We start from the raw sequence: 1,834 nt of genomic DNA on the forward strand, positions 1-1,834 counted from the left end.
CTTCTTCTCCAGCTGCGTCCAGGGGATCAGCTTATCCATCCGCTCCAGAAAGAGTTCGCGGCGGGTCTTTCGCTTCTTGTTCTGGTACTCGGCTTCGGAGAAGGTGATTTGATCCATGGCAGCACTGAATCCTATGCAGTTGACGATAGCCGTATTATCACTGATGGCAGTGACTTTTTCAGAGCTTCCCTATGTAATTGCACGCTAAATCCCACTAATGCGCTACCGCTTCTTTACTCGATACCACACTGCCACCGAGCAACCCTGCGCGGCCTTCCAAGACGTTGACCTCAATCGAGCCTGCTGTTTGAGTTGTAAAGCTAACCTGGGTAATCGCTCGTTGTTGCGTATCACCGTTCACCAGGATCTCCAGCGAGCCATGATCACACCACCACTCTAGCGTGATCGTTAAACCATCAACGCTGCCCGCTGCATGGTCACAGGCGAAATGGTCATCGAAAGCTGCTTGTCCGTTCACGCCTCTACGCGTGTAGTGAAGTGCAACGCCCTCTTCTACCGCTTCAAGCGTAAGCTGTTGATGATCTCCCTGCTGGAGCGACAACGCCACTCGGCTGCCAGCCGCCAAGGTCAGTTCAAGCACACCACGGCTTACCGGTGGCAACGAGGTTAAGACGCTATATTGCCCAACACCCAGCATCGCCTGTGGCGGGATAGTATGCGGTACGGCTGTCAGCGCCTCATGGCACTCGCTGGCGATACGTTGGCAAAGCTGAATGCCGCTCGATGTCGCACGCAGGGTTAACTCTCTGGGCAGACTCATCATTCCCCGCCAGCCAGCTTCAGGCGCATGATTGGCATACTGCCAATTATTCAGCCAAGCCACGGCTAAACGACGCCCCGAAGTATTCGACCAGCTCTGCACGGCGTAAAAGTCACGCCCTTCATCCATCATCATGACGTCATCAGGCGAGTGGTCGTTAGTAAAACGCTGGCCATCGAACTCGCCCACAAAATATTGCGTGAACGAGCCAAAGGCATTATCTGGCGTAGCCCCGATGCCAACGATTAATACCCAGCGGCTAGATAGCTGCCCATTGCTAGCGCCTTCCACTGGCAGTTCGAACAAATCGGGGCACTCCCAAGGATGCTGAGTATGCGCGCCGTGGCCCTCGCCAAACGCACTGGCAAACTGCCAGTCCAATAGGTTTTGCGAGGTATAAAAATGAATTTCCTGACCACAAGCCAGCGCCATTACCCAACGCTGGGTAGCGGCATGCCACAACACTTTTGGGTCGCGAAAATCTTTAAACCCTGGCGCGGGAAGCACCGGGTTATTAGCGTACTGATGCCAAGTGCGCCCCTTGTCGCGGCTATAAGCCAAACACTGTGACTGCTCATAATCTTCAGGGCCATCGGAAAGCACTCGGTGGCAGGTATAAAACGCCAGCAGCCCCGGCTGGCCGTCAAACAGCCCCGTCACATCATGCTCATCCACGATGGCACTACCTGAAAAACACGCCCCTTGGGCGTCTGGCATCAGTGCAATAGGTAAGTGTTCCCAACGGCAAAGATCGGTGCTTACCGCATGCCCCCAGTGCATGGGCCCCCATACCGTATCGTGGGGATGGTATTGATAAAAGAGATGATACTCCCCTTCAAAATATACAAGCCCGTTGGGGTCATTCATCCAGCCAGTAGGCGGCGTAAAATGCAGCGTTGGCCTAAGAGGAGTAAATTTGACGAGATTCAATGTAAAAAACCCTAACTTAATCGATTAAGTTGAGGCTATCACGCTTTTTCCCTCTCTGCCCTACGCCGTTAGGTGGAGCGATCGAGTAGGAAGGGGAGTCGCCTCCCCTGTCCTCTCACACCA

Annotated in this window: 1 protein-coding gene and 1 pseudogene; both read right to left on the minus strand. The window is 54.0% G+C overall.

Annotated features, from left to right (window positions below; genetic code table 11):
- Positions 1-117, minus strand: a pseudogene (locus INT19_RS13555) (IS5/IS1182 family transposase); the annotation flags it as partial.
- Between the two features lie 97 nt (positions 118-214).
- Positions 215-1,711: a glycoside hydrolase family 32 protein gene (locus INT19_RS13560; RefSeq protein WP_226924649.1), complete on the minus strand. Its 1,497-nt coding sequence runs from the start codon at positions 1,709-1,711 to the stop codon at positions 215-217.
- Between the last annotated feature and the right edge of the window lie 123 nt (positions 1,712-1,834).

This window comes from Halomonas sp. 3A7M, assembly GCF_014897875.1.
GTDB lineage: Bacteria > Pseudomonadota > Gammaproteobacteria > Pseudomonadales > Halomonadaceae > Vreelandella.